Origin of the sequence: Caulobacter sp. ErkDOM-C (assembly GCF_048541825.1) — a bacterium.
GTDB lineage: Bacteria > Pseudomonadota > Alphaproteobacteria > Caulobacterales > Caulobacteraceae > Caulobacter.
Map to the genome: position 1 here is coordinate 3,293,585 of NZ_CP183332.1, position 25,103 is coordinate 3,318,687.

The 25,103-nt window shown below is 67.4% G+C and carries 24 protein-coding genes and 1 riboswitch; of the genes, 12 read left to right on the forward strand and 12 right to left on the reverse strand.

Annotated features, from left to right (window positions below; translation table 11 throughout):
• Positions 1-46: 46 nt before the first annotated feature.
• Both ACN2C8_RS15830 and ACN2C8_RS15835 read right to left on the reverse strand, forming a co-directional pair.
• On the reverse strand, positions 47-2,293 hold the full coding sequence (locus tag ACN2C8_RS15830; protein ID WP_419252982.1) for a TonB-dependent receptor: 2,247 nt from the start codon (positions 2,291-2,293) through the stop codon (positions 47-49).
• Between the two features lie 269 nt (positions 2,294-2,562).
• A complete protein-coding gene (locus tag ACN2C8_RS15835) occupies positions 2,563-3,465 on the reverse strand; it encodes a glycoside hydrolase family 16 protein (RefSeq protein WP_419252983.1) in 903 nt (300 codons plus the stop codon).
• Between the two features lie 85 nt (positions 3,466-3,550).
• Between ACN2C8_RS15835 and ACN2C8_RS15840 the strand changes: the two genes are divergently transcribed.
• Positions 3,551-4,183, forward strand: coding sequence for a ribonuclease HII (locus tag ACN2C8_RS15840; protein WP_419252984.1), 633 nt, complete (start codon positions 3,551-3,553; stop codon positions 4,181-4,183).
• Here the strand turns inward: ACN2C8_RS15840 and ACN2C8_RS15845 are convergent.
• On the reverse strand, positions 4,180-5,349 hold the full coding sequence (locus ACN2C8_RS15845) for an acyl-CoA dehydrogenase family protein (RefSeq protein ID WP_419252985.1): 1,170 nt from the start codon (positions 5,347-5,349) through the stop codon (positions 4,180-4,182). The genes ACN2C8_RS15840 and ACN2C8_RS15845 overlap by 4 nt on opposite strands.
• Positions 5,350-5,536: 187 nt before the next feature.
• On the opposite strand from ACN2C8_RS15845, the gene ccrM reads away from it, so the two are divergent.
• Entirely contained in the window at positions 5,537-6,613 is a 1,077-nt protein-coding gene (ccrM, locus tag ACN2C8_RS15850; protein ID WP_419252986.1) for an adenine-specific DNA-methyltransferase CcrM, read from the forward strand.
• On the opposite strand, the gene mutY is transcribed toward ccrM, so the two are convergent.
• Complete coding sequence (mutY, locus tag ACN2C8_RS15855; RefSeq protein ID WP_419252987.1) at positions 6,610-7,653, reverse strand: A/G-specific adenine glycosylase; 1,044 nt, start codon at positions 7,651-7,653, stop codon at positions 6,610-6,612. The genes ccrM and mutY overlap by 4 nt on opposite strands.
• A 57-nt stretch (positions 7,654-7,710) precedes the next feature.
• Between mutY and ACN2C8_RS15860 the strand changes: the two genes are divergently transcribed.
• From ACN2C8_RS15860 to smc, 4 genes are all read left to right on the forward strand, one after another.
• Positions 7,711-8,256, forward strand: coding sequence for a DUF721 domain-containing protein (locus ACN2C8_RS15860; RefSeq protein ID WP_419252988.1), 546 nt, complete (start codon positions 7,711-7,713; stop codon positions 8,254-8,256).
• 120 nt (positions 8,257-8,376) lie between these two features.
• A complete protein-coding gene (locus ACN2C8_RS15865; RefSeq protein WP_419252989.1) occupies positions 8,377-9,003 on the forward strand; it encodes a DsbA family protein in 627 nt (208 codons plus the stop codon).
• An 11-nt stretch (positions 9,004-9,014) separates the two neighbouring features.
• Complete coding sequence (locus ACN2C8_RS15870) at positions 9,015-9,626, forward strand: thioredoxin domain-containing protein (protein ID WP_419252990.1); 612 nt, start codon at positions 9,015-9,017, stop codon at positions 9,624-9,626.
• Positions 9,627-9,645: 19 nt separating this feature from the next.
• Positions 9,646-13,092 carry a chromosome segregation protein SMC gene (gene smc / locus ACN2C8_RS15875; RefSeq protein WP_419252991.1) on the forward strand — a complete coding sequence of 1,149 codons (3,447 nt, stop codon included), beginning with the start codon at positions 9,646-9,648 and terminating at the stop codon, positions 13,090-13,092.
• Between the two features lie 7 nt (positions 13,093-13,099).
• Here smc and ACN2C8_RS15880 read toward each other — a convergent pair whose 3' ends face one another.
• Positions 13,100-13,897 carry a TSUP family transporter gene (locus ACN2C8_RS15880; RefSeq protein ID WP_419252992.1) on the reverse strand — a complete coding sequence of 266 codons (798 nt, stop codon included), beginning with the start codon at positions 13,895-13,897 and terminating at the stop codon, positions 13,100-13,102.
• 100 nt (positions 13,898-13,997) lie between these two features.
• A complete protein-coding gene (locus tag ACN2C8_RS15885; RefSeq protein ID WP_419252993.1) occupies positions 13,998-14,381 on the reverse strand; it encodes a DUF6481 family protein in 384 nt (127 codons plus the stop codon).
• Between the two features lie 407 nt (positions 14,382-14,788).
• Between ACN2C8_RS15885 and ACN2C8_RS15890 the strand changes: the two genes are divergently transcribed.
• The 5 genes from ACN2C8_RS15890 (at position 14,789) to ACN2C8_RS15910 (ending at position 17,331) form a co-directional block, all read left to right on the forward strand.
• Complete coding sequence (locus tag ACN2C8_RS15890) at positions 14,789-15,157, forward strand: AtpZ/AtpI family protein (RefSeq protein WP_419252994.1); 369 nt, start codon at positions 14,789-14,791, stop codon at positions 15,155-15,157.
• A gap of 5 nt (positions 15,158-15,162) precedes the next feature.
• Positions 15,163-15,924: a F0F1 ATP synthase subunit A gene (locus ACN2C8_RS15895; RefSeq protein WP_419252995.1), complete on the forward strand. Its 762-nt coding sequence runs from the start codon at positions 15,163-15,165 to the stop codon at positions 15,922-15,924.
• Between the two features lie 45 nt (positions 15,925-15,969).
• Positions 15,970-16,194, forward strand: a complete 225-nt coding sequence (locus ACN2C8_RS15900; RefSeq protein WP_108505567.1) for a F0F1 ATP synthase subunit C — start codon at positions 15,970-15,972, stop codon at positions 16,192-16,194.
• A gap of 77 nt (positions 16,195-16,271) precedes the next feature.
• Positions 16,272-16,808, forward strand: a complete 537-nt coding sequence (locus ACN2C8_RS15905; RefSeq protein WP_419252996.1) for a hypothetical protein — start codon at positions 16,272-16,274, stop codon at positions 16,806-16,808.
• Positions 16,809-16,821: 13 nt separating this feature from the next.
• Positions 16,822-17,331: a F0F1 ATP synthase subunit B gene (locus ACN2C8_RS15910; RefSeq protein WP_419252997.1), complete on the forward strand. Its 510-nt coding sequence runs from the start codon at positions 16,822-16,824 to the stop codon at positions 17,329-17,331.
• A 37-nt stretch (positions 17,332-17,368) separates the two neighbouring features.
• Here ACN2C8_RS15910 and ACN2C8_RS15915 read toward each other — a convergent pair whose 3' ends face one another.
• From ACN2C8_RS15915 to gcvT, 6 genes are all read right to left on the reverse strand, one after another.
• Positions 17,369-17,815 (reverse strand): hypothetical protein, encoded by a 447-nt coding sequence (locus ACN2C8_RS15915; protein WP_419252998.1) that lies wholly within the window; start codon positions 17,813-17,815, stop codon positions 17,369-17,371.
• Complete coding sequence (locus ACN2C8_RS15920; RefSeq protein ID WP_419252999.1) at positions 17,812-18,222, reverse strand: hypothetical protein; 411 nt, start codon at positions 18,220-18,222, stop codon at positions 17,812-17,814. Before ACN2C8_RS15920 ends, ACN2C8_RS15915 begins: the two co-directional genes overlap by 4 nt.
• Positions 18,223-18,354: 132 nt before the next feature.
• The gene (gene gcvPB, locus ACN2C8_RS15925; protein ID WP_419253000.1) at positions 18,355-19,932 is read right to left on the reverse strand and encodes an aminomethyl-transferring glycine dehydrogenase subunit GcvPB; all 1,578 of its coding nucleotides are present in this window, start codon (positions 19,930-19,932) and stop codon (positions 18,355-18,357) included.
• Positions 19,929-21,275: an aminomethyl-transferring glycine dehydrogenase subunit GcvPA gene (gene gcvPA / locus ACN2C8_RS15930; RefSeq protein WP_419253001.1), complete on the reverse strand. Its 1,347-nt coding sequence runs from the start codon at positions 21,273-21,275 to the stop codon at positions 19,929-19,931. The genes gcvPB and gcvPA overlap by 4 nt, the downstream gene beginning before the upstream one ends.
• A gap of 51 nt (positions 21,276-21,326) precedes the next feature.
• Positions 21,327-21,692 (reverse strand): glycine cleavage system protein GcvH, encoded by a 366-nt coding sequence (gene gcvH / locus ACN2C8_RS15935; protein ID WP_419262203.1) that lies wholly within the window; start codon positions 21,690-21,692, stop codon positions 21,327-21,329.
• Positions 21,693-21,709: 17 nt separating this feature from the next.
• Positions 21,710-22,759, reverse strand: coding sequence for a glycine cleavage system aminomethyltransferase GcvT (gene gcvT, locus ACN2C8_RS15940; RefSeq protein WP_419262248.1), 1,050 nt, complete (start codon positions 22,757-22,759; stop codon positions 21,710-21,712).
• 249 nt (positions 22,760-23,008) lie between these two features.
• Positions 23,009-23,100, reverse strand: a riboswitch (glycine riboswitch).
• 183 nt (positions 23,101-23,283) lie between these two features.
• Between gcvT and ACN2C8_RS15945 the strand changes: the two genes are divergently transcribed.
• Positions 23,284-25,083 carry a methyl-accepting chemotaxis protein gene (locus tag ACN2C8_RS15945; RefSeq protein WP_419253003.1) on the forward strand — a complete coding sequence of 600 codons (1,800 nt, stop codon included), beginning with the start codon at positions 23,284-23,286 and terminating at the stop codon, positions 25,081-25,083.
• Positions 25,084-25,103 lie beyond the last annotated feature (20 nt).

A 25,103-nucleotide genomic window follows, 5' to 3' on the forward strand; every position in this document is an offset into this window, starting at 1 on the left:
ATGGCGGTGGCTCGTTGCAGCGAACCACCGCCAGTTTTTACCTAGATCAGAATGCGACTTCGAGGCTCGCCGAAACCGTGCGCGGCGGGCCGTAGAAACCGATGACCGAGTTGTTATAGGTCGGGACGCCGAAATTATAGCCGCCGATCCGATAACGCTCGTCTGTCAGGTTCTTGCCGGTCAGGGCCAGCTTGTAGTGGTTGCCCGGAGCCGTCCAGATCGCCGTCATGTCGACCAGGGTGTAGGCCTTCTGGTCCAGCAACGGCAGCGGCAGTTCGAACTGCTGATAGTCGCCGCGATAGCTGATCATGGGGGTGACGGCGAGCAGGCCGCCCGCCACGTCCGCCGTCCAGGTCAGGCTGAGATTGCCCGTCCATTCCGGCGTGTTCTGCAGGCCATAGAGCTTGGCGACGTTGATCACCTGGCCACCGGCCGGCACGGTCGTCGACGTATTGAGAGGGTTGGGCGCGCCGCCGGGCACGAACCGGCTGAAGGTGTCGTACTCGGCGTGGATGTAGCCCAGGGCGACATTGGCCGAAAGGTTGGCGGTGAGCTTGGCCTTGGCTTCGAATTCGACGCCGTACATCGTGGCCTCGCCGGCGTTGTCGATCGAGCTGGCGATGCCGCTCGGGACAACCACCTGGGTCGACACCTGCTGGTCGTGGTACTTCGACAGGAAGGCGGCCGAGGCGAACGAGACGCGGCGGTCGAACAGATAGCCCTTCAGACCCACTTCATAGGCATCGACCGTTTCGGGCTTGTAGCCATTGACGGTCTGCGGGGTGATCAGGGCGTCGCCGCGCATGTCCCAGCCGCCCGACTTGAAGCCCTTCGAGAACGACGCGTAGGTGTTCAGGTCGTCGCTCAGCTCATACGAGGCGCTGATGCGCGGAGTGAACTGCGAGAAGGTGGTCTGTGCGCCGTAGTTGGTGCGGGTCTGCAGGATCGGCCGCGGCGTGCCGCCCTGATAGGGCGTCCGCGAGGCGCCCAGATAGAACAGGCGATAGGTCGTGCTGCGCTTGTGATCGCGCGTGGCGCGAGCGCCCAGCGAGACCTTGAAGCGCTCCGACAGATTGGCGCTGAAGTCGAAGAAGGCCGCGAAGCTCTGGGTGCTGACCTTGCCGCCGTCGGCGATGGCCAGGCCCAGGTTGCCGGCGATGGTGTCGAACTCGCCCGAGGCCTGGCTGTTCATGTAGTACAGGCCAAACACGCCCTGGACGTTGTCGTCCGAATAGACCGCCTGCAGTTCCTGCGAGAACGACCGGTCGTCATAGTCGGCGGGGATGTCGAGGGTGTTCGCAGGCGTGCCGTCGAAATCGATGACGGTGTCGGTGTGGCCCTTGCGGCTGGCCGTGATCGACTTGAGGGTCACGGTGTCGCTGGCGTTCCATTCGCCGGTCAGCGACAGACCCTCGGTCTCGACCGAGTTGTCGTCGCCGAAGCCGGCCTGGGTGTCATAGGTGTCCAACACCTTGTAGCCGCCGACCAGGGCCGGCAGTTCGCGGTGACCGTGGCGGGGATTGGAGTCGTCCTGCACCTTGTCATAGGCCAGGCGGAAGAACAGGTCCTCGTTGGGCGCATATTCGGCGCTGAGGCGGATGGCCTGGACGTCCTTGTTGTAGTGCTCGGCGCCGGTGGTCAGGTTCTTGCCGTAGCCGTCGCGCTTGTAGAGGGCATAGGCGCCGCCGACCGACAGGCCGCCGCCGACCGGCGTCTGGCCCGAGACCAGCAGGTCGGTCTGATTGAAGCTGCCATAGGTTCCGCGCACCTTGCCGTGGGCTTCGTTACCCAGGCGCTTGGTCACGTACTTGATCGCGCCGCCGATGGTGTTGCGGCCGTAAAGCGTGCCTTGCGGGCCGCGCAGCACTTCGATGCGCTCCACGTCGAACACGTCGAGCACGGCGCCTTGCGGGCGATAGATATAGACGTCGTCGACATACAGACCCACGCCGGGCTCATAGCCCCACAGCGGATCCTGCTGGCCGATGCCGCGGATGTAGGAGATCAGGGTCGAGTTCGAACCGCGGGCGGTCTGAACGGTGATGTTGGGGGTGGTCTGCTGCAGGACGGTGATGTCCGCGCCGCCCTGACGGGCCAGGGTCTCGCCGCTATAGGCCGAGACGGCGACCGGCACGTCCTTGAGGTTTTCCTCGCGGCGACGGGCGGTGACGACCACCTCGTCGACCGACAGGCCTGCAGTTGCGGCCGGAGCCTGTTCTTGAGCCGAAACGGCCGTCGCGACCGCGCCCCATGCCACGCCAGCCAGCAGCGCAGCCTTCCACATCGAAGTCATTGGGTTTCCCCTCCCTTGTACGTTCCGCCCACCCGAACCGGATCCTTGTGGCGGACACGTGCTCGGAACTCGCGAATTCATCGAATTGCGAATAGCCGCACTGTCACTCAGAGAACGACGCAACGCCAGTCTTTTTTCACCAGGTGATGAAATGGCGCCGGGAGAGCCGAGCCCAACCCTTGGCGCCGTCGTTCCCGCTCCGAAATGGCGGGGAAGACGCTCATCGGGACCGCGCCGCACGGGAAGGTCGGCGTGGTGTGCGGGCTATCTCAGAAGGCCGGGGCACGCTGACTGACTCGCACCCAGTCCACCTCCATCATCGCCGGCAGAGCCGCTTCGTCCACCCCCTTGGCGTTCTCGCCCTCGGGCCAGGCGCCGCCGAAGGCGAGGTTGAGGATCAGATGGAAGGGTTGGTCGAACGGGGCGGGCCCGGCCGCGCCGTCAGCCGGCTTCCAGTCCTCCGCCGTGGCCCGGAAATAGCGGACGCCGTCCACGAACCAGTCGATCTGGCCCGGCGACCACTCGACCGCATAGACGTGAAAGCCGTCGGCCGAGGGCGGCATCGCGAACGGGCCGCTGCGCTGACGATGATCAGCGCCAGACCCCTTGCCGAAATGGATCGTGCCGAAGATCCGGTTCTCGCGCCCGCCGTCACAGGCCTGGCACGGCGCGCCCAGATTGACGGTCTCCAGGATGTCGATCTCGCCCGATCTGGGCCAGCCGCCATAGGCGCTGGTCTCCGGCATCATCCAGATCGCCGGCCACACGCCCTGACCGCCCGGAACCCGGGCCCGCGCCTCGATCCGGCCATAGCGCCAGGACGCCTTGCCCTGGGTCAGGACCTTGCCCGAGGCATAGTCCCCGGTCTTGACCGGTCCGTCCGGCGGTCCCCACGGATTGGCGATGGCGGTCGTCGGGCGCTTCAGCGCCGTCAGGCGCAGGACACCGTCCTTCACCGTCACGATGTCGGGCGCGCCAGTATAGCACTGGCGCTCATTGTTGCCGCCGCCCCCGCAGTCGACAGCGGGAGACCACCGGGTCAGATCCAGACCGGCGCCGTCGAACTCATCGGCCCAGACCAGCCGCCAGGGCTTCTCGGCGGCGACGCCCGGCCAGCCGCTCAGAAGAGTCGCGGCGAGGGCGGCAAGGGCCAGAGATCTGCGTGCAGCCATGACCGACCTCATCAACGGAACCCGGCCAAGACTAGGCGCCGCGCCAGCATTCACAACCCCGTCAAATCTGCCTATGCAATGCCCCATGCCTCCTGGTCCCGACATGTCCCTGGAAACATCCTGCGGTCACAACCCGGTCTGCGGGGTGGACGAGGCTGGCCGCGGCCCCTGGGCCGGACCGGTCAGCGCCGGGGCGGTGATCCTGGATCCCGCCCGCATTCCCAAGGGCCTCAACGACTCCAAGAAACTGTCGGCGAAAGCCCGCGCGGCGCTGGAGATCGAGATCAAGGCGACGGCCATCGCCTGGGGCGTGGGCCTGGCCAGCATCGAGGAAATCGAAGACCTCAACATCCTGCACGCGGCGGGCCTGGCCATGCGCCGGGCCATCGAGGCGCTGGCGGTGACGCCGGCCTTTGCATTGGTTGATGGAAGTTATGCCTTCAAGCTGCCCTGCCCGGTCCAGACCGTGATCAAGGGCGACAGCCTGTCGTGCTCGATCGCCGCAGCCTCGATCCTGGCCAAGGAAGCCCGCGACCGGATCATGGTCGAGATGGACAGCCTCTATCCCGGCTACGGCTTCGCCGGCCACAAGGGCTATCACGCGGCCAGCCATGTCGAGGGCCTGCGGAAACTGGGTCCCTCGCCGATCCACAGGATAAGCTGGGCGCCCGTGAAACTGGCCGCCCAGGGCCTCCATCCCATGGGCCGCAGCGACTAGATCCCCATCTGCCGCGCGGCCAGGTCGCGCATGATCTCCTCCGAGCCGCCGCCGATGGCATTGACCCGCACCTCGCGATAGATGCGCTCGATGCGGCTGCCGCGCATATAGCCCGCCCCGCCCATCACCTGCATGGCCTCGCGCGCGCAGTATTCCAGGGTCTCGGTGGCCTGGACCTTGAGCAGGGCGATCTCGGCAATCGGCTGCTCGCCCTGGCTGATCCGCCAGGCCAGGGTTTCCAGCCAGGCCTGGGTGACGCTGATGCGCTTGTACATGTCGGCCAGCTTGTGGCGGATCACCTGGTGGTCAGCCAGGCGCTTGCCGAAGGTCTTGCGCTCGCGGGCCCAGACAATCGCGTCCTCCAGACAGACGCGGGAAAAGCCAAGGGCCCCGGCGGTCATGCCGATCCGCTCGCCATTGAAGTTGCGCATGATCCCCGAAAAGCCCTGGTTCTCGGCCCCGATCAGGTTCTCGACCGGCACCCGCACGTCGTCGAAATAGAGGCTGGCGGTGTCGGACGCCCACCAGCCCTGCTTCTTCAGCGGCGTGCGGGAAAAGCCCTCGCGGTCGCGCTCGATCAGCAGCAGCGAGATGCCGCCCGCCCCCTCGCCGCCAGTGCGCACCGCCACCGTGTAGAAGTCGGCCCGCATGCCGCTGGTGATATAGGTCTTGCCGCCATTGACCACATAGACGTCGCCCTCGCGCCGGGCCGTGGTGGTCAAGGCGGCGACGTCGGAGCCAGCCGAGGGCTCGGTGATGGCCAGGGCCGAAATCTTCTCGCCCGCCAGCACCGGCGGAATGATCCGGGTCTTCAGCTCATCGCTGCCCAGGGCGCGGATCGGCGGCAGGCCGATGCCGTGGCTCATCAGGCTGGCATTGATCCCGCCGGCCCCGTGGCGGGCCATCTCCTGGCTGGTGATGATCGACATGAACGGATCAGACGGCGAGCCGCCATATTCCTCAGGCCAGCCCAGGCCCAGCAGGCCGATTTCCGAGGCCTTGCGATACAGCTCGCGCGGAAACTCGCCCGCCTCGTCCCAGTCATCGACAAAGGGCATGATCTCCTTGGCCACCCAGCGGCGCAGGGTGTCGCGCCAGGCGGCATGGTGGTCCTGGTAGAAGGGGCTCTTGCGGCTGAGGTCCAGCGCTTCGAGGGGACTTTGCATGGCGTTCTCCCGGATCACGCCGTCCGTCTGGCGCGGATCTGGCGTGTGAGCCGATACGATCAGCAAGGCGCCGCTAGGGAAGTAAACCACCCGCGAGGGGCCGTTCACCTTTCGCTAACCACGCTTCTCAACCCGGCCTTCACCAACAAGACTCATGATTCCGTTTGTTGTTTTACAGGACGCGGACATGACCTTCGGGCCGGAAACCATCATTCAGGGCGACTGCATCGAGGCGATGAACGCCCTGCCCGAGAAGTCGGTCGACCTGATCTTCGCCGACCCGCCCTACAATCTGCAGCTGGGCGGTGACCTGCTGCGTCCCGACAATTCCAAGGTCGACGCGGTCGACGACCACTGGGACCAGTTCGAGAGCTTCGCCGCCTACGACAAGTTCACCCGCGAGTGGCTGAAGGCCGCTCGCCGGGTGCTCAAGGACGACGGCGCGATCTGGGTGATCGGCAGCTATCACAACATCTTCCGCGTCGGCGTGGCCGTGCAGGACCTGGGCTTCTGGATCCTCAACGACGTGATCTGGCGCAAGTCCAACCCGATGCCCAACTTCAAGGGCACCCGCTTCGCCAACGCCCACGAGACCCTGATCTGGGCCTCCAAGAGCCAGGCGGCCAAGCGCTACACCTTCAATTACGACGCCCTGAAGATGGCCAATGACGAGGTGCAGATGCGCTCGGACTGGACCATCCCGCTGTGCACCGGCGAGGAGCGCATCAAGGGTTCGGACGGCAACAAGGCCCACCCGACCCAGAAGCCCGAGGCCCTGCTCTACCGGGTGATCCTGTCGACCACCAAGCCGGGCGACGTGATCCTGGATCCGTTCTTCGGCGTCGGCACCACCGGCGCCGCCGCCAAGCGACTGGGCCGCCGCTTCGTCGGCATCGAGCGCGAGTCTGACTATATCGAGCACGCCAAGACCCGCATCGCCAAGGTCATCCCGATCGCGCCGGAAGACCTGGACGTCATGGGCTCCAAGCGCAGCGAGCCACGCGTGCCGTTCGGCACCATCGTCGAGAGCGGCCTGCTCAGCCCCGGCGACACCCTGTTCTGCTCCAAGGGCGCCCACGCGGCCAAGGTGCGGGCCGACGGCTCGATCACCGTGGGCGACCTGTCGGGCTCGATCCACAAGATCGGCGCCCTGGTGCAGTCGGCTCCGGCCTGCAACGGCTGGACCTACTGGCACTTCAAGACTGACGCTGGCTTGGCGCCGATCGACGTGCTGCGGGCCCAGGTCCGGGCGGGGATGAACTAGAGCAGCCGCTCGCCCGCCAAAGCCGCCTTCAGGAAGACGCTGGGCAAGGCGCCCAGCCCTTCGCGCGGCGTCCAGACGAAATCGCCTTCTCCCTCAGCGGCAAAGACCCGCAGCGTCAGGGAGAAGTGCGTGAAGACGTGCTCGACTGCGCCGCGGTCCCGCCAGGCGGCGGCCAGGGGCGCGACGGCGAGCGCCTCCTCATCCGACCACGGCGTATTCCGCCAGTCGCTGGTCGGCAGGCCCAGCATGCCGCCGAGCAGACCCTTCGGCGGCCGCCTAACCAGGGCCACCTCATCGCCGCGCGTCAGCAGCCAGGCCACGCCGTGGCGACGGGGCCGGTCGGCCTTCTTCGTCTTGCGCGGATAGGCGGCCGGCGCGCCGGTCTTTAGCCCCTCGCACCCTTCCGAGATCGGGCAGAGGTCGCATAGCGGCGACTTGGGCCGGCAGACCGTGGCCCCCAGATCCATCAGCGCCTGGGCCCAGTCGCCGGGCCGGTCGGCCGTGACCAGCGACCCGGCCAGAGCCTTCAGTTCCGGCTTGGCGTCGGGCACGGGGGTCTCGACGGCGAATAACCGCGCCATCACTCGCTCGACATTGCCGTCGACCACATTGGCCTGCCGGTCAAAGGCGATGGCGGCCACCGCGGCGGCCGTATAGGCCCCCACGCCCGGCAGGGCGCGCAGGCCTTCCTCCGTATCGGGAAAGACCCCGCCATGGTCGGCGGCGACGGCTCGGGCGCAGGCCAGCAGGTTGCGAGCCCGGGCATAGTAGCCGAGGCCGGCCCAGGCCCCCATCAGCTCGCCGTCCTCGACGGCGGCGAGATCCAGCACCGTCGGCCATCGCGCCGTGAAGCTCAGGAAATAGGGCGTGGCGTGCGGCACGGTGGTCTGTTGCAGCATCACTTCGGACAGCCACACCCGATAGGGATCGCTGCGCACCCCGTCGCGCCGGTCGGCCGGGCCGACACGCCAGGCCAGGTCGCGGGCCTGAAGGTCGTACCAAGCCAGCAAGGCCGAGCGGAGCGTGTCGCGGTCTTTCATGCCTTCCGCCTACCTCAAACCTCGCCTGAGGCGAAGGCCGCGTGCTAGCTTGCCGCCATGGCCCGCCGCCCCCTGCCCACCGCCGAAGAGGCCCTCGCGATCCTGCGCCAGCGCCGCACCCGGCCGCAGATTCGCCCGCCGCCGCCGGCCGGCAAGAACCTCGCGCCGCTGCTGAAGGCGCTGGAAGAAAAGTATGGCCAGGGCCCGGCCGCCCTGAAGACCCGCTGGAAGGAAATTGTCGGCGAGACCCTGGCGCGGCGCACCGAACCGGTCCGTATCATCAAGGGTCGGAACGGCGCGGGCGGGGCGCTGGAACTGCGGGTCGATGGGCCCGTCGCTTCGTTGATCCAGCATCAGGCCCCGCAGATCACCGCCCGCCTCGACATGCTGCTGGGTCGGGGAACCGTCACCCGGCTGCGCATCGTTCAGGGCCCACTGAGCGCCGCCGCCGCGCCGGTGGCGTCAAAGCCCCGCCGCAAGCCGCCGCTGGACGCCGCCCTGGAACGCCAGCTGACCGACAGCCTGGCCGATCAACCCGACGGCGGCCTGAAAGACGCGCTGATGAAGCTGGGGCGCGGCGTGCTGCGCAATGACCCTGGCTAAAGCCGACACATTGACAACCCCGCCGCGATTGCGCTCATGCCAAGGCCTTATCAGCGCCGTTTTCGCACGCCTAAAGAATCGCGCTTAACTCCAACGCTCTCGCCTCAAGGAAGATCGATCATGCGTCCGCTGACCCGCCGGCTCCTGACCGCCGTCGCACTCACCGCCTCGCTGGGCGTTGGCCTCTCTGCCTGCTCGAAGAAAGACACCGCCTCGGCCGACGACATGCGCCTGGGCAACCCCGAGGCCAAGGTTACCGTCATCGAGTACGCCTCGACCTCGTGCAGCCACTGCGCGCGCTGGAACGAAGAGGTCTTCCCGGCTCTCAAGGCCAAGTACATCGACACCGGCAAGATCAATTTCGTCTATCGCGAGATGCTGACGCCGCCCGCCCAGGTCGCCGCCGCCTCGTTCCTGATGGCTCGCTGTTCGGGCAAAGACAAGTATTTCGAGGTCGTCGACTCGGTCTACCGCGCCCAGGAAGAGATGTTCACCACCGGCCAGTTCCGCGAGGTGCTGCTGCGCATCGGCCAGTCGGCCGGCCTGGACGAAGCCAAGTTCAACGCCTGCGTCACCGACGAGAAGGCGCTGAAGGCCCTGAACGATCGCGTCGAGAAGAACGCCAAGGCCTTCAACGTCCAGGGCACCCCGACCTTCATCGTCAATGGCAAGGTGGTCGGCGACGCCGCCGGCGGCGAGCGCAGCCTGGCCGAGCTGGACGCGGCTATCGCCGCCGCGTCCAAGTAAAGGACGCCGCCTTGCCTCTCGACCGTCGCGCGCTGATCGCCTCCAGCCTGGTCCTCGCGGCCGGGCCGGCGATGGCGCGCGCCGCGCCGCTACCCGCCGCCCCGGGCGACATGGTGATGGGATCGCCGAAGGCGCCGATCCAGCTGGTGGTCTTCGCCTCGCCCAGCTGTTCGCACTGCGGTCACTGGTGGAACGACGATCTACCGGCAATCCGCAACGCCTATATCGACACCGGCAAGGTGCGGCTGGTGTTCCGCGAGTTCCTGACCGGGCCCGTCGAGTTCGCCGCCGCCGCCTTCCTGCTGGCCCGCCGGGTGGGCGCGCCCCGCTATTTCGCCGTGCTGGACGCGGTGTTCGCCAAGCAGACCACCATCCTTCAGAGCGGAGAGCTCTGGGAAGGCCTGCTGGCCATCGGCAAGGACTTTGGTCTGACCGAAGCCCAGTTCACAGCCGCCCTGCAGGATCAGCAGGCCCTGGCCGCGCTCAATGAGCGTGTCGAGATCGCCGGCGTGCGTGACAAGGTCAACCAGACGCCCACCTTCATCCTCGACGGCCGCAAGGTCCCTGGCGAACTGACCGCCGACAGCCTCAAGGCCGCCCTGCCCTCGTCGGCCAAGGGCTGAGGCGAAGGGAGCCGCCTCCGTGCAGTTCCTGCGCCTGCGCCTTACGGGCTTTAAGTCCTTCGTCGAGCCGACCGAGTTCAGGATCGAGCCCGGCCTGACCGGCATTGTCGGGCCCAATGGCTGCGGCAAGTCCAACCTGCTGGAAGCCCTGCGCTGGGTGATGGGCGCCAATTCGGCCAAGGCCATGCGGGCCGGCGGCATGGACGACGTGATCTTCGCGGGCAGCGGCGCGCGTCCGGCCCGCAACCACGCCGACGTTACCCTGACCATCGACAATGCCGACCGCACAGCCCCGGCCCAGTTCAATGACGACCCCGTGCTGGAGGTGGTCCGCCGCATCGATCGGGGCGAGGGCTCGACCTATCGCATCAACGGCCGCGAGGTCCGGGCCCGCGACGTGCAGTTGCTGTTCGCCGACGCCTCGACCGGGGCCAATTCGCCGGCCCTGGTGCGCCAGGGCCAGATCAGCGAGCTGATCGGCGCCAAGCCGCAGAACCGCCGCCGCATCCTGGAAGAGGCCGCCGGTGTCTCGGGCCTGCACACCCGCCGCCACGAGGCCGAGCTGCGGCTGCGGGCCGCCGAGACCAATCTCTCGCGCCTCGAGGATGTGGCCCACGAGCTTGAGACGGCGCTGAACCGCCTGCGCCGCGAAGCCCGCCAGGCCGAAAAGTACAAGCGCCTGTCATCCGAGATCCGGGCCGTGCAGGGCGCGGTGCTGTTCGCGCGCTGGGCCGAGGCCCGAGACACCCTGCATCGCGTCCAGACCGAGGCGACCGACGCTGCTCGCGCCGTGGAAGACACCGCCCGCGCCGCCGCAGCCACCCAGGTCGAGATTACCCGGGCCGAGGGCGCCATGCCGCCCCTGCGCGAGGAAGCAGCCATCGCCCAGGCCGTGCTGGGCCAGTTGGCCATCCAGAAAGACCGCGCCGAGCGCGAGGCGCAGGCCGCCGCCGCCGAGTTTCAGCGCCTGTCGGGCGATCTGACCCGTATCGACGACGACCGGGCACGCGAAACGCAGGTTCAGCAGGACGCCGCCTCGGCCCTGGCCCGCCTCGACGCCGAACTGTCCGAGGTCCGCGCCCTGGTCACCGCCGCGCCGGAGCGAGGCCCCGAACTGGCCGCCGCCGCCAAGGCCGCCGAGGAGGCCCGCGCCGACGCCGAGGCCTTGGTCGAGCAGTTGGCCGCCCGCGCCGCCGTCGAGGACGCCCGTGCCCGCGCCGCCGCCGCGCGGCTGGCCGACGCCGAGGGCCGCCTGGCTCGTGCGGTCCGCGCCCTGGATCAGGCCAAGGCAGAGCGCGGAGCCTTGGGCCCTGAGACCGATCCAGCCGCCGCCGACGCCCGCCAGCGTTTTGACAATGCCGAGGCCGCGCTCACCGCAGCCCGCGCCGCACTGGAAGCCGCCGACGCCGAGCGCGCCAAGGCTGCCGAGCAAGAGGCTCAGGCCCGCCAACTGGCGCGCAGCCAGGAAGACCAGTTGGGGCGCCTGCGTACCGAAGCGCGAGGCCTGGCCAACTTGACCGCGCCGCGCAGCAAGAGCGGCCACGCACCGGCGCTGGATTCGGTTTCGCCCGACAAGGGCTATGGCGCGGCTCTCGCCGCCGCCTTGGGCGACGACCTCGACGCGGCCTTGGACGCCCGTGCCCCGTCCTATTGGGGCGGCGCTGAAACGCCGGCGCCGTCCTGGCCCGAAGCCGCCCAGGCTCTGGCTCCGTTGGTCAAGGCTCCGCCCGAATTGGCCGCGCGACTGGCCTTCACCGCCGTCGTCGATCGCGCCGACGGCGACCGGCTGCAGAAAGCCCTTCAGCCCGGCCAGCGCCTGGTCTCAAAGGAAGGCGACCTTTGGCGTTGGGATGGCTTCGTGGCCCGCGCCGATGCGCCCAAGCCCGCCGCCGTAAGGCTGGAGCAGCGCACGCGGCTGGCCGAGGTCGAGGCCGAGGTCGATCTCACCGAACCCCGCGCCGAAGCCACCGCCGCCGCCCTGAAGCTGGCCTCGGATCGCCTGCGCGCCGCCGAGGACCTGCTGCGCGACAGGCGACGCCGTCCACCCGAGGCCGAGCGCCTGCTGGCCGGCGCCCGCGACGCCGTCGCCCAGTTCGAGCGTCAGGCCGCGCTTCGTGCGGCAAGGGCTCAATCGCTGGACGAGACCATCGCCCGCTTCGAGGCCGAACATGTCGAGGCCGAGACCGCCCTCACCGCCGTGCGGGCCGAACACGCCGGCGCGACGGGCGCCGCCGACCTGGCGCCGCAACTCTCGGAGGCGCGACAGGCTGCCGCCGCAACGCGCGAAACCGCTTCGACCGCGCGCGCCGCTCTGGATGTCGAGACCCGCGAGCGGGCCGGCCGTCAGCGTCGGCTGGAAAGCCTGGAACGCGATCACGGCGATTGGGCCCGCCGGGCTGAAGCGGCCGGCAAGCGCACCGCCGCACTGGACGCCGACCGGATCAAGGCCGCCGACGCCCTGGAAGCCGCCCGCGAGGCGCCGGCCGTCCTGAAGGAAAAGTTGCTGGTCCTGCTGGACGAGTTCGGCGCGGCAGAGGCGCGCCGCGCCAGGGCCAGCGGCGCCCTGGAAGAGGCCGAGACCGCACGGCTGACCGCCGATCGCGCCGCCCGCGCCGCCGACCAGGCCGCCGGCGAGGCCCGCGAGCGGCGCGCGGCTCTGGTCGCCCACCTGGACGGCGCCCGCGGCCGCTTCGCCGAGATCGCCGGCAATATCCGCGAATCGGTGCGCATGGAGCCCGAGGAACTGGGCCGCCACGTCGCCAGCGAGGCCGTGGCCGTGCCCAAGGACGCCGCAGGTGTGGAAGCCCACCTCTTCGCGCTTGAAAGAGAGCGCGACGCCATCGGGCCGGTGAACCTACGGGCCGAGGAAGAGGCCCAGGAGTATGCCGCGCGCCTGGAAACCATGCGCACCGAGCGAGCCGACCTGTCAGGCGCCGTCGGCAAGCTGCGGGCGGGTATCGAGGAGCTGAACGCCGAGGGTCGCGAGCGTCTGCTGGCCGCCTTCGAGGTGATCAACGGCCATTTCCAGACCCTCTTCCAGGCCCTGTTCGGCGGCGGTCAGGCTGAGCTGCGGCTGGTCGAGAACGATGACCCTCTCGAAGCGGGTCTTGAGATCTACGCCTGCCCGCCCGGCAAGCGCATGGCCAGCATGAGCCTGATGAGCGGCGGCGAGCAGGCCCTGACGGCCAGCGCCCTGATCTTCGGCGTGTTCCTGGCCAATCCGGCCCCGATCTGCGTACTGGACGAAGTCGACGCGCCGCTGGATGACGCCAATGTCGACCGCTACTGCAACATGCTCGACGAGATGCGCCGCCGCACCCAGACCCGCTTCATCGCCATCACCCACAATCCGGTGACCATGAGCCGGATGGACCGCCTGTTCGGGGTCACCATGGGCGAGCGGGGCGTCAGCCAGCTGGTCAGCGTGGACCTGTCGACGGCCGAGCAGCTGGTCGCGGCGCAGTAATCCGGCGTCAGCCGCCCAACAGATGCGAAACGACCTGGCGCAGCGGGTTCTGCGGGTCGGCCAGCAGCTTCACCGCCATGGCGCAGGACATCGTCACCAGCAGTGGCCGGATCAGACCGGCGCCAAACCGCATGGCCAGCCGCGAGCCGACCTGAGCGCCCAGGAAGGCCCCGGCGGCCATGGCCAGGCCGATCGGCCAGATCACCGCGCCTTTGAACATGAAAAGAACCAGGCTGCCCACATTGCTGGCGGCGTTAGCCAGCTTGGTGTGGGCCGTGGCCTTCAGCGCGCCGTAGCCCAGCAGCGTGACAATAGCGACCATGTAGAAGGCCCCTGCGCCGGGTCCGAAGATGCCGTCATAGAAGCCGATCAGCGGCGCAATGAAGCCGGCGAACACCGGTAGGGTCAGCTTGGCGTGGCCGTCCTCGGCCTTCAGGGCCTTGGAGAGCGCGAAGTACAGCGCGATGACGATCAGCAGGATCGGCACCAGGGCCTTGAGAAAGGTCGGTGACAGCAGGCTGGCGCACAGAGCGCCGCAAAGGCCCGCCAGGCCGGCGGCGAGGGCGACCGGCAGGGCGGTCTTCCAGTCGATCAGGCCGCGACGCGCGAAGGCGGTCGTCGCAGACACCGACCCAAACGCGCCCTGCAGCTTGTTGGTGGCCAGCGCCGCGACGGGGTCCAGGCCCGCCAACAGCAGGGCCGGCAGGGTCAGCAGTCCGCCGCCGCCCGCTATGGCGTCGAACGCTCCGGCCAGCGCGGCCACGGCGAACATCGTCGCCAGCAGTTCAGGTTGGACAAGGTCCATGGGCCGGCCCTCCCGCATGGCAGGCTTGAGAGCCTGGACCATGCGGTCGAGTCGCGGCTCGGGAGGGAAGGGAAAGAGCGTTTAGCCCCTTCCCGTCTGATCAACCGATCAGATTGCCCCACTCGTGAGCGCGAGCGCTCTTGGTGTTGCGCCCCAGGGAGCGAAGCTGCTCGCGCTGGGCGGCCTTCTCTTCCTTGCGCATCTTCTGCTCGGCGGCGGCGTCGGTCTTGCGTTCCTTGCGCTCGGCGCGCTTGGCCGCAAGAATCGCTTCCTGCTTGGCCAACTGCTCAAGGCGGACGACTTCGCGGGCTGCGGCGCGCGCCGCGCGCACGGCTTCCAGTTCGGCGGCGCGAAACTCTTCGCGCTTGTCGAAATCAGGATCCGTGACGGTGGGCTTGGGCTTCATTTTCGCCAGCATGGCCTTCTTGGCCTCGGCGGCGGCGGAGATACGATCGGAGAAACCGGTGTTCTTCAGATGCGACATGAATCTTCTGGCTAAGGGAAAGACGCGGCTCTCAAACCCCAAAATGGCGCAAAAAGCAATGCGTCATCACGCGCGCGCATCGAGCCGACGGCTGGATGCGGCCCATATGTCGCGGATCGGCGACGATACACGACGCTCGAGCCTTTCCTTCCGCGCAGACAGGCCTCACAGGCCGCTTCGCCACGCGGCTTTCTTGCCGTGCGTCCCGGACACGAAGGCGACGCCGCAAGGATTTGCCCGCCGATGGGCGCCGTAGCGTAAAACGCCTTATTATACAGTCGCTTGCATCACTCCAAGCCAACCTTGACGCACCGCAGCGAGGTCTATAGGTTCCGCCGCGATCAAGCCGGCCGGAAATACGTCTCTTACAGGCGTATCCGCGGGCGTTTTCGGACCTGACCGCTCCCATGCCCAAGGCCGACGAACCGAACGACAAGGCCCTGCAAAGCCTCGACGCTCGGCTCGCCGCATTCGAGGCCAAGAAGGCGGCAGAACAGCCGGTGCGCGCGGAGCACGAGAAATCGTCCCAGGACGGCTATCGGCTTCTGGCGGATTTGATCGGCGGCGTCCTGGTGGGGCTCGGCTTTGGCTGGGTTCTCGACCAGTTCGCCCACACGGCGCCCTGGGGCATGGTTGGCGGTCTGCTGATCGGCATGGGGGCGTCAATATTCTCCGTCGTCCGCAAGGCGACGAAACTGAGCGCGCAGGCGTCGGCCGAAACAGTCGACGAAGACACGGGAGGCGGGTCTACCGCCCCCAAGCAGAAGAGAGACTAGGGCCAATGGCCGATCCGATGCACCAGTTCCAGATCCAGAAGATCGTGGAACTGCCGACCGTCACCGTGCTGGGCCAAGCGATCGACCTGTCGATCACCAATTCCGTGGCCGCCATGCTGCTGGCCGCGACCCTGGTCGTGGTGTTCTACGCCCTGGCATCGGCCAAGGCCGCCGTGGTGCCGGGTCGCCTGCAGACCGCGGGCGAGCTTCTGTATGGGCTGGTCAACGGCCTGACCGAGTCGATCATCGGTCACGACGGCAAGAAGTACCTGCCGTTCGTCTTCACCCTGTTCATCTTCGTGCTGTTTGCCAACATTCAGGGGATGTTCCTGGTGTTCACCGCGACCTCGCAGATCGCCGTCACCCTGACCCTGGGCCTGCTGGTCATCCTGACTGTCGTGACCGTCGGCTTCGCCAAGAACGGCCTGAAGTTCTTCAAGCTGTTCGCCCCGTCGGGCGTGCCTTGGCCGCTGTACTTCCTGCTGGTGCCGATCGAGATCCTGTCGTTCCTGATCCGCCCCGTCACCCTGGCCCTGCGTCTGTTCGGCAACATGCTGGGCGGCCACGTGGTGCTGAAGATCTTTGCCGGCTTCGTCGTCGCCATGGGCGGCATGGGCGTGCTCGGCTGGGCCGGCGCGGCGCTGGCCCTGTCCTCCGTCGTTGCTCTGACGGCTCTAGAGTTCATGGTGGCCTTCCTTCAGGCCTTCGTGTTCGCGGTGCTCACCTGCGTCTATCTGAACGACGTCGTGCACCTCGACAGCCACTGATCACCTTTTTTCCTTTCCAACCTTTCGATCTTTAGGAGTCTCACAATGGAAGCTGAAGCCGCGAAGTACATCGGCGCTGGTCTGGCGATGCTGGGCATGATCGGTGCAGGCATCGGCCTGGGCGTGATGTTCGGTAACTATTTCCAAGGCGCGCTGCGCAACCCGACCGCCGCCGCTCAAGAGCGTCCGATGCTGTTCCTGGGCATGGCGCTGACCGAAGCCCTGGGCATCTTCGCCCTGGTCATCGCTTTCCTGATCCTCTTCTCCTAAACCCCGGCGCGAGCCGCTTCCCCCGGAAGCAGCTCGCTCCGAGTCTTTGATTTTTTATCTAAGAGGCGTCTTCGCCCATGGCGACGGAAACTCACGGCACGGTCGAGACGACTGGTGCGCCCGAGGCTCACGGTGGCGGCGGACTTCCGCAGCTGCAGTTCGAGCACTGGGGCGGCCAGATCGTCTGGCTGTTGCTCATCTTCGCCGTTCTGTACGTGGTGCTGTCCAAGGGCCTGCTGCCCCGGGTCAGCGGCGCGATCGAGACGCGCGGGGCCAAGATCGCCGGCGACATCGCCGACGCCCGTCGTCTGAAGGACGAAGCCGAGGTCCAAGCCCGTGCGGCTGCGGCCGAGGTCGCCGAGGCTCGCGCTTCGGCCCAACGGACTGCGGCGGACGCCAAGGCCAAGGCTTCGGCCATTGCGGCCGAGCGTCAGGCGAAGGAAGAGGCTGTGCTGGCTGAAAAGCTGGCGACCGCCGAAGCCGGCATCCAGGCTGCGCGCGACCGGGCCATGAGCCATGTCGGCGCCGTGGCTTCGGATACGGCCAGCGCCATCGTCGAGAAGCTCACGGGCAAGGCGGCTACGGCCGCCGAGCTCAAGGCGGCCACGGCCTAAGGAGAGACAGACGATGGAACACGAGTCCCTTTTCAGCCTCTCAAACCCCGAGTTCTGGGTTCTGGTCGCGCTGGTCCTGTTCTTCGGCCTGCTGGTCGTGCTCAAGGTCCTGCCCGGCGCCCTGTTCGGGGCGCTCGACGCCCACGCCGCCAAGATCAAGGCCGAACTCGACGAAGCCCAACACCTGCGGGAAGAGGCTCAAGCCCTGCTCGCCGATGTGAAGGCGCAGCGCGAGGACGCCGAACGTCAGGCCGCCGGCATGATCGAGGCCGCCAAGGCCGACGCCAAGCGTCTGGCCGAGGAAGCCAAGGAAAAGCTGGAAGAGCAGATCAAGCGCCGCGCCGAAATGGCCGAACGCAAGATCGCTCAGGCCGAAGCCCAGGCTACGGCGGACGTCAAGGCTGCGGCTGTCGACCTCGCCGCCCAGGCTGCTGAAGCCATCCTGACGGCGCGTCTGGCAGGCCTGAAGAGCGATCCACTGGTCGATGTGGCCATCGGTCAGATGGCCGCCAAGCTGCAATAGCAGACGGCGAACGACTTAAACGATCAAGGGCGCGGCCTTACGGCTGCGCCCTTTTTCGTTGAGTCCACATCCGGCGGGCATGCTTGCGTCCCCGCTTCAGCACCCGCCAGCGCGCCTTGCGCAGGATCATCTTCTCGGTGCGCAGCAGCTGCTGCCAGAAGACCAGCAGCACCTCGGGCTCGCGCCGCATGAGGCGCCGGATCGGGAAGACCAGCTTGGGATGACGGCGCTGCCAGCGGATGAAGGTCTTGCGGGCCTGGAACGAGTAGCGCAGCACGATCATCAGGCCGATCACCAGCATCGGCAGTCCGATGTGTCCCGGCAGGGGCGTCAGGACCGCGCCGGCCAGGATCACCACACTGCCGAAGGCGATCGCGGCGATGCGATAGGCGCGCGCCGCCGTCTCGCGCAGCAGCAAGGCCAACCTGGCGCGCCGGCGAACCTTGTGTTTGATCTCGATGGCTACGGTTGAAGCGCCCGTCACCGACGACGGCGCTTGATCGACTTGCGCCAGCGCACAGCCACGCGCCAGCGGCGCGGGATGACCAGCCGCTCGATCCGCAAAGCCTGTTGCCACGCCACAAGGATCACCTCGGGCTCGCGGCGCAGCAGCCGGCGGATCGGGAAGATCAGCTTGGGGTGAGCATGCTGGAAGCGCACGAACTGCTTGCGGGCCTTGAACGAGTTGCGCAACACCAGCATCAGGCCCACCACCGTGAGCGGCAGGCCCAGAGGGCCCGGCAGCGGCGCGATCAGCGCGCCGGCCAGCACCAGCAGCAGGCCAAGCACAACCAGCACGACGCGCAGGACGCGCGCCACGATCTCGCGGGCGAGATCATCGGCAGGGGAAAGACGTGCACGCGGCATGGCGAGGGCGACTGGAACATTCATGAGGGAGCTGACGGACTACACGCTCCGCTTGCTCCCTGGAAAATCCAATCAGCCCGACGCGCGAACCTGATATGTGGATCGATAAGGGCGCCGTAAAGGCGCCCTTTCGACGCGCCTCCAAATACTGTCGTTCTATTCGGCAGCCAGTGGCGCTTCAGCCACAGGTTTCCACCTCAACCGGGGCTTGCGGGCCGCCAGAGTCTCGTCGAGGCGCTTGAGGGGGGCGTGGAAAGGCGCGCCCTTGAAGCGATCGACATCGCCGGCCTTGGCGGCGCCGGCGAGGGCGCGCAGCGCCACCACGAAACGATCCAGCTCCTGCTTGCTCTCGGTTTCGGTCGGCTCGATCAGCATCGCGCCATGGACGACGAGCGGGAAATACATGGTCATCGGGTGGAAACCCTCGTCGATCATCGCCTTGGCGAAGTCGAGCGTGGTCACGCCGGTGCCTTCCAGCCAGCTGTCGTCGAACAGGGCTTCGTGCATGCACGGCCCGTCCGGGAAGGCCGGGCTCATCACGTCCGACAGGCGGGCCTTGAGGTAGTTGGCGTTGAGGACCGCATCCTCGGCCACCTGCCGCAGGCCGTCAGCCCCGTGGCTGAGCATGTAGGCATAGGCGCGGGTGTACATGCCCATCTGCCCATGGAAGGCGCTCATCCGACCAAAGGCGGTTTCGGCGCCTGCCTCACCGGCATGTTCGACCAGGGCGAAGCCATCATCGCCGTGAACGAGCCAGGGGGTGGGCGCGAAGGGCGCAAGCGCCTCGCTGAGCACCACCGGACCCGCGCCGGGTCCGCCGCCGCCGTGGGGCGTCGAGAAGGTCTTGTGCAGGTTGATGTGCATGGCGTCGACGCCCAGATCACCCGGCCGCACCCGGCCGACGATGGCGTTGAAGTTGGCGCCGTCGCAGTAAAAATAGGCCCCGGCCGCATGGGTCAGGCGCGCGATCTCGACGACGTCGCGTTCGAACAGGCCGCAGGTATTGGGATTGGTGACCATGATGGCGGCCACGTGGTCGCCGAGCTTGGACGCCAGGTCGGCCAGGTCGACCCGGCCATCAGCGGTCTGGGCGATCTCGACCACCGTATAGCCGACGAAGGCCGCCGTGGCGGGGTTGGTGCCGTGGGCGCTGGTCGGGGCCAGGACGGTCTTGCGATGCCCCTGCCCATTGGCTTCATGGGCGGCGCGGATGGCCAGCATGCCGCACATTTCGCCGTGGGCGCCGGCCTTGGGCGTCAGGGCTACAGCGGGCATGCCGGTCAGGGTCTTCAGCCAATGGGCCAGGCGGTCCATCAGCTGCAGGGCGCCCTGCACGGTCGATTGCGGCTGCAGAGGGTGGATGTCAGCAAAGCCTGGCAGGCGCGCCATCTTCTCGTTCAGGCGCGGGTTGTGCTTCATCGTGCACGAGCCCAGCGGATACAGCGCCAGGTCGATGGCGTGGTTCTTCTGGCTCAGGCGCACATAGTGGCGCACGGTTTCGGGCTCCGAGAGACCCGGCAGGCCGATCGGTGCGGTGCGCAGCAGCCCGCCCAGGTCGTCAGCGGGGGCCGAGGCTTCCGGCAGATCCACGCCGGTCTTGTTCCAGCCGCCCAGTTCAAAGATCAGGGCTTCGTCCTGCAGCAAACCACGGGCCCCGGTCAGGGTCTGGTGGCTATCCACGGTGTCATTGGCGGTTTCGGGACGGGTCGGCCGTCCGACGCTGTTCATGCTCATTGGGAGATGACCTTGGCCAGAACCTTGGCGAAGAAGGTGATGTCGATATCGAGGGTGGTCTCGGTGGCGGCCACCAGCAGAACGTCGTCGAGGCCGGCATGGGCGTCGAGGCGCGAGAACGGCACCCCGGCGATGATGCCGTGACCGGCCAGGGTCTCGACGACCTCGGCGGCCTTGCCGGGCACGCGGATGGCGAACTCGTTGAAGAACCGCGTGGTCAGGATCTCGACGCCGGGGACGGCGGCCAGGGCGTCGCGCAGGGCGCGAGCCTTGTCGTGGTTGATCGCCGCCAGCTGGCGTAGCCCCACCTCGCCCAGCAGGCTCATATGGATGCTGAAGGCCAGGGCGCACAGGCCGCTGTTGGTGCAGATATTGGACGTCGCCTTGTCGCGGCGGATGTGTTGCTCGCGGGTCGACAGGGTGAGGACGAAGCCGCGACGGCCGTCGGCGTCGACGGTCTCGCCGCACAGCCGGCCCGGGGCCTGGCGGATGTATTTTTCCTTGCAGGCAAACAGACCGACATAGGGACCGCCGAAGTTCAGGCCGTTGCCGATCGACTGGCCCTCGGCCACGACGATGTCGGCGCCCATCTCGCCAGGCGACTTCAGCAGGCCCAGCGAAACGACCTCGGTGGTGACCACGATCAGCAGGGCGCCAGCGGCCTGGGCGGCGGCGGCGATCTTGCTGACATCGGTGGCCGTGCCGAACACGTTGGGAGTCTGCACGACGACGCAGGCGGTGTCGGCGTCGATGGCGGCGATCACCGCGTCCTCGGCGTCGATGGCGACGGCCAGGCGCTGGGTGGCGACGCCGGCCGCGTGGGCCAGGGTGTCGATGGTTTCGACATAGTGCGGGTGCACCCCGCCCGACATCACCGCCTTGTTGCGGCGGGTGACGCGGGTGGCCATCATCACCGCTTCAGCAGCGGCGGTGGACCCGTCATAGAGCGAGGCATTGGCCACATCCATGCCGGTCAGGGCCGCAACCTGGGTCTGGAACTCGAACAGCACCTGCAGCGTGCCCTGGGCGATTTCCGGCTGGTAGGGCGTGTAGCTGGTCAGGAACTCCGACCGCTGGATGATGTGATCGACCGTGGCCGGCACATGGTGGCGATAGGCCCCCGCGCCACAGAAAAACGGCCCCTCCCCCGCTGCCCGATTGCGCTTGGCCAGGGCCGACATCTCGCGCTCGACCTCCAGTTCGCCGGCGTGCAGCGGCAGGTCGACGGTTCCGGAACGCTGGGCGGAGGCGGGGACGTCGACGAACAGGGCGTCGATCGAGTCCACACCGATGACGCCAAGCATCTCGGCGCGATCTTCGGGCGTGAGGGGGAGGTAACGCATGGGGAGGAGCCTGTGCTTGTCATCCCGGCCTGAACCGGGATGACAGGAAAATCAGAGGGTCGAGAGGAAGGCTTCGTAGGCGTCGCGGTCCATCAGGGCCTCGACTTCCGAAGGGTTCGACAGCTTGAGCTTGGCGAACCAGCCGCCGGCTTCCGGCACGGCGTTGACCGTCTCAGGCGCGTCGCCCAGGGCGGCATTGGCTTCGACCACCTCGCCCGACACCGGGGCGTAGACGTCGGAAGCGGCCTTGACGCTCTCGACCACGGCCAGGCCGTCGCCCTGCTTCACGGTCTTGCCGACCTCCGGCACCTCGACGAACACAACGTCGCCCAGTTGCTCGGCGGCGTAGGCGGTGATGCCGACGGTGGCGATGTCGCCTTCGACGGCGACCCATTCATGGTCTTTGGTGAAGCGCATCTTTTCCGGCCCTTGGATTAGAGTTTGCGAACGTAACGATTGGGAACGAACGGCGAGGCCACGACCTCCGCCGCCTGCGGCTTGCCGCGAACGATGACTTTCAGCTGCGCGCCGATGACCGCCAGGGCGGGTGGGACGAAGCCGATGGCGATGGCGCCGCCAACGCTGGGGCCAAAGCCGCCGCTGGTAACGACGCCGACCACGGCGCCGGTCTCGTCAGCGATCTCGGCGCCTTCGCGGGCCGGGGCGCCTTCCAGAACGCGCAGATTGACCCGCACGCGCTTCAGCTCGCCGGCCAGTTCCCGGGAAATGCGCTCGACGCCCAGGTAGTCGCCGGCCTCGCGGCGGCTCTTGCCGATGGCGAAGTTCATCCCGGCCTCGATCGGCGAGACGGTCTCGTCCATGTCGTGGCCATAGAGCGGCAGGCCGGCTTCCAGGCGCAGGCTGTCGCGGGCGCCCAGGCCGATGGCCTTCACGCGCTCGTCTTGCAGCAGGGTGTTCCAGATGCGCGCGGCCTCGGCAGCCGGCACCGAGATCTCGTAGCCGTCCTCGCCGGTATAGCCCGAGCGGGAGATGATGGCGTCGACGCCGAACGCGGTCAGGGCGGCGGTGTCCATGAACACCATGCTCGCGGCCTCAGGAACGTGGGCGGCCAGCACGGCGGCAGCCTCGGGGCCCTGCAGCGCCAGCAGCGCGCGGCCTTCCAGACGCTCGACGGTCGCTTCGCCCTCAAGGGCCTTGGCGATGATGGCGTAGTCGTTGTCCTTGCAGGCGCCATTGACCACGATGAACAGGCCATCGTCGTCAGGTCGCGCGGTCATCAGGTCGTCGATCACCCCGCCCTGCGCGTTCAGCAGCACGGCATAGCGCTGCTTGCCGGGCTTGAGGCCCTGATAGTCGGCCGAAACCAGCTTCTCGAAGCTCTTGGCGGGATTAGCGCCGCGCAGCCGGGCCTGGCCCATATGCGAGACGTCGAACAGGCCCGCGTGCTCTCGGGTCCACAGATGCTCTTTCAGCACCCCGTCCTTGTACTGCACCGGCATGGAATAGCCCGCGAACGGCACCATGCGGGCGCCGGCGGCGACATGCGCGTCGAACAGGGGCGTCTTCTTGAGATCTTGGTCGGACACGCGGGGGCTCCAAACGGGGACGGCGCTGCTAGCCCGGCTTTCACCAGACGATAGCGCCCCCGCTGTCCCTTTGACCTGAGAGATTCCGGCCACCCTTCAAAGTGAAAAGGGCGCGACCTTGCTCCTTCGGCGGACAATCCAACTCCCTGTTCTAAAGGAGAGCAGACTGCCTCTTTCCAGCGTTCCTAAACCCGCGCGGTCCTTTTGCCTGAGCGTTTCCGGGGCGGTTGCGCCTTCGGCCTCGGGACGCGAATCCCGATGTCTCCCGCGTGGGTCAGCGGCTCAATGCTGGAGGGGGCGCGGGGAGTCAAGCGCGAGACCAAGCGCCGACCCCCTTTCGAAACACTCAAAACGGGTATTGGGGGCTCAGCTATCGCCTGAGACACATAGCCGCAGCCGGGGCTGCCGGCCTGTTAACCAACCCAAGCTGAACTGCAAGGACGACCAGCGCGGACCCGGCCATGAACCTCAAACTTCGAGACGCTCTGAACCTCTTTGCCGGAGCCTTGCTGCTGGGCTTCATCCTGGCCACGGCCACAGCCGTATTCTCTCTCATTGAACTCAGGGTCGGCGGACCTTTGTCAAAGAAGCAGGCCCATGCCTATGAGCTGCTGGCCGACATCCTGCCGCCACCGCTCTTCCTGGTCGAGGCGATGCTCCTCGTGCACCACGGCGCCGAGGACACCGGCCAGGCCGAGGCCACACTGGCGACCTTGCAGACGCTCAAGAGCCAGGATGAGCAGCGTCGGGACTATTGGCGGAAGGCTGACCTGCCGAAGGAAACCCAGGTTGCCCTGGATCAATCGCAGACCGAAATGGACGCCTTCTGGGCTGTGGTAGAGAAGAAGTACGCTCCCGCCCTGAAGGCCGGCGACATCATCGCCATCAATACGACCCTTGCCGAGCTGGAGCCGATCTATGCGCGTCACCGCAAAGTGATCGACAGCCTCACGGTCATGGCCGCTGAAACTGCGGCCAATTCGGTGATCGTGGCTGAGCATAACACCAAGATCGCGTTTAGCCTGCTGGCCGCGACGACCCTGCTGATGCTGGCGCTCGTGGTGATCGGCACCAAGACCCTGCGAAACTTCCTGGTGACACCCCTCTCCAAAGTCTCCGCCTACATGGGACAGTTGGCGGCCGGTGATTTCACCCATGAGGTGCCGATGCGGGGACGCGCTGATGAAATCGGCGACATGGCCCGTTCGGTCGACAGTTTCCGGACAGCATCGCTGGAGCGACAGGCTGCCAAAGCGGCTGAGCATCTGAAGGCGGCTCAGGAGCAGGATTGGGCGGCCGAGGCGGCACGAGCCGATGAACGCACGCTGCGACAGAAGGTCGTCGAATGCCTGGGATCCGGCCTGAGGCAGTTGGCGGAGGGCGATCTGACCCGCCGGGTCAACGAAACCTTCCCGCGGGAGTTCGAGCGCCTGCGGGCCGACTTCAACAGCTCTCTGGAAACACTCGAAGAGACCATGAGCCGAGTCCTGGACAGCACGAGCGCGGTCGACAGCGGCTCCCGCGAAATCTCCTCCGCCTCGGACGACCTGGCGCGCCGCACTGAGCAACAGGCCGCCAATCTGCAAGAGACGGCCGCTGCGCTCGGTGAGGTGACCGCCACCATCCGGCAGACGGCCGCGAACGCCTCGGAAGCTCAAAAGGCCACAGCGGTAAGCCGCACCATGGTTGGCAAGTCCAGCGCCGTGGCCAACGAGGCCATAACCGCCATGGAGCGCATCGACGCCTCATCGCAGAAGATCGGCCAGATCATCGGTGTGATCGACGAGATCGCCTTCCAGACCAACCTGCTGGCGCTGAACGCCGGGGTCGAAGCCGCCCGGGCCGGCGAGGCGGGCCGAGGTTTCGCCGTGGTCGCCCAGGAAGTGCGCGCCCTGGCCCAGCGATCGGCCAACGCCGCCAAGGAGATCAAGACTCTGGTCACCGAGTCCTCGGACAGCGTCCAGAGCGGCGTAGGACTGGTCGTCCGGGTGGGCGAAGAACTGGCAGGCGTCGTCGATCATTTCGGAAGGATCGAGTCGTTGATCAGCACGATCGCCTCTGCCGCCCAGCAGCAGGCGATCGGTCTTGCTGAGGTCAACACCGCCGTCGGGCAAATGGATCAGGTCACCCAGCAGAACGCCGCCATGGTCGAACAGACCACCGCAGCGAGCCACAGCCTGACCCGGGAAGCCGGCGAGCTGGGCAAGCTGATCAAGCGCTTTACCGTAAGCAAGACATCCGCGACCAGCCAGGCGGCGTAAACAGGCTCAAGCTCAAAGAC

Excerpts from the sequence above, each read along its gene's own strand:
- ccrM (WP_419252986.1), top strand. The coding sequence starts at position 5,537 with ATGACCTTCGGGCCGGAAACCATCATTCAGGGCGACTGCATCGAGGCG.
- ACN2C8_RS15830 (WP_419252982.1), bottom strand. The coding sequence starts at position 2,293 with ATGACTTCGATGTGGAAGGCTGCGCTGCTGGCTGGCGTGGCATGGGGC.
- ACN2C8_RS15895 (WP_419252995.1), top strand. The coding sequence starts at position 15,163 with ATGGCCGATCCGATGCACCAGTTCCAGATCCAGAAGATCGTGGAACTG.
- mutY (WP_419252987.1), bottom strand. The coding sequence starts at position 7,653 with ATGAAAGACCGCGACACGCTCCGCTCGGCCTTGCTGGCTTGGTACGAC.
- ACN2C8_RS15880 (WP_419252992.1), bottom strand. The coding sequence starts at position 13,897 with ATGGACCTTGTCCAACCTGAACTGCTGGCGACGATGTTCGCCGTGGCC.
- ACN2C8_RS15900 (WP_108505567.1), top strand. The coding sequence starts at position 15,970 with ATGGAAGCTGAAGCCGCGAAGTACATCGGCGCTGGTCTGGCGATGCTG.
- ACN2C8_RS15835 (WP_419252983.1), bottom strand. The coding sequence starts at position 3,465 with ATGGCTGCACGCAGATCTCTGGCCCTTGCCGCCCTCGCCGCGACTCTT.
- ACN2C8_RS15905 (WP_419252996.1), top strand. The coding sequence starts at position 16,272 with ATGGCGACGGAAACTCACGGCACGGTCGAGACGACTGGTGCGCCCGAG.
- ACN2C8_RS15945 (WP_419253003.1), top strand. The coding sequence starts at position 23,284 with ATGAACCTCAAACTTCGAGACGCTCTGAACCTCTTTGCCGGAGCCTTG.
- ACN2C8_RS15860 (WP_419252988.1), top strand. The coding sequence starts at position 7,711 with ATGGCCCGCCGCCCCCTGCCCACCGCCGAAGAGGCCCTCGCGATCCTG.
- gcvH (WP_419262203.1), bottom strand. The coding sequence starts at position 21,692 with ATGCGCTTCACCAAAGACCATGAATGGGTCGCCGTCGAAGGCGACATC.
- ACN2C8_RS15910 (WP_419252997.1), top strand. The coding sequence starts at position 16,822 with ATGGAACACGAGTCCCTTTTCAGCCTCTCAAACCCCGAGTTCTGGGTT.
- ACN2C8_RS15840 (WP_419252984.1), top strand. The coding sequence starts at position 3,551 with ATGCCTCCTGGTCCCGACATGTCCCTGGAAACATCCTGCGGTCACAAC.
- ACN2C8_RS15845 (WP_419252985.1), bottom strand. The coding sequence starts at position 5,349 with ATGCAAAGTCCCCTCGAAGCGCTGGACCTCAGCCGCAAGAGCCCCTTC.
- ACN2C8_RS15885 (WP_419252993.1), bottom strand. The coding sequence starts at position 14,381 with ATGTCGCATCTGAAGAACACCGGTTTCTCCGATCGTATCTCCGCCGCC.
- ACN2C8_RS15920 (WP_419252999.1), bottom strand. The coding sequence starts at position 18,222 with ATGAATGTTCCAGTCGCCCTCGCCATGCCGCGTGCACGTCTTTCCCCT.
- gcvPB (WP_419253000.1), bottom strand. The coding sequence starts at position 19,932 with ATGAGCATGAACAGCGTCGGACGGCCGACCCGTCCCGAAACCGCCAAT.
- ACN2C8_RS15890 (WP_419252994.1), top strand. The coding sequence starts at position 14,789 with ATGCCCAAGGCCGACGAACCGAACGACAAGGCCCTGCAAAGCCTCGAC.
- gcvPA (WP_419253001.1), bottom strand. The coding sequence starts at position 21,275 with ATGCGTTACCTCCCCCTCACGCCCGAAGATCGCGCCGAGATGCTTGGC.
- ACN2C8_RS15865 (WP_419252989.1), top strand. The coding sequence starts at position 8,377 with ATGCGTCCGCTGACCCGCCGGCTCCTGACCGCCGTCGCACTCACCGCC.
- gcvT (WP_419262248.1), bottom strand. The coding sequence starts at position 22,759 with ATGGTGCCGTTCGCGGGCTATTCCATGCCGGTGCAGTACAAGGACGGG.